This is a genomic window from Vibrio sp. 704 (assembly GCF_033339295.1).
Map to the genome: position 1 here is coordinate 1 of NZ_JAWOUH010000750.1, position 581 is coordinate 581.

The 581-nt window shown below is 45.6% G+C and carries 1 protein-coding gene; it reads left to right on the forward strand.

The window, feature by feature from the left end; genetic code table 11:
* A partial coding sequence (gene hutZ / locus R7R24_RS28895) for a heme utilization protein HutZ (RefSeq protein WP_318120485.1) occupies positions 1–494 on the forward strand: 494 nt, incomplete at its 5' end.
* Positions 495–581: the final 87 nt, after the last annotated feature.

Genomic DNA, 581 nt, shown 5'->3' on the forward strand with positions numbered 1-581 from the left:
GTCTAGGGCCAGAGATTAAGGAATTTCGTCAGGAGCGCCGTACTTTACAGCTTGCAACGGTAGACAGCGAAGGCCGTCCGAACGTAAGTTACGCGCCTTATGTTCAGAATCAGGAAGGTTACTTCGTTTTGATCTCTCAGATTGCTCGCCATGCTCGAAATCTGCTAGAAAATCCAAACGTTTCACTGATGATGATCGAAGATGAAGATTCATCCAAACAGCTTTTTGCACGTAAGCGTCTGACGTTTGATGCGGTCGCAACGGTTGTTGAGCGTGATACTGAAATGTGGCAATTGGTCGTTGGTCAGATGAAAGCGCGTTTCGGTGACATCATCGACGGTCTAAGCCAGCTTGAAGACTTTGTACTGTTCAACCTAAAAGCTGAGAAAGGTTTGTTCGTAAAAGGGTTCGGTCAAGCGTATCAAGTCTCAGGCGATGACTTGGTTGATTTTGTGCATCTACAAGAAGGCCACAAGAAAATCGAAAACGCCTAATGCGGACGTCGTTTTTATGATTGCTAGGAGGGAGTTAGGTTATACTGGCTCCCTTTTTTACATTGGAACAACAGCATGAGACCTGTA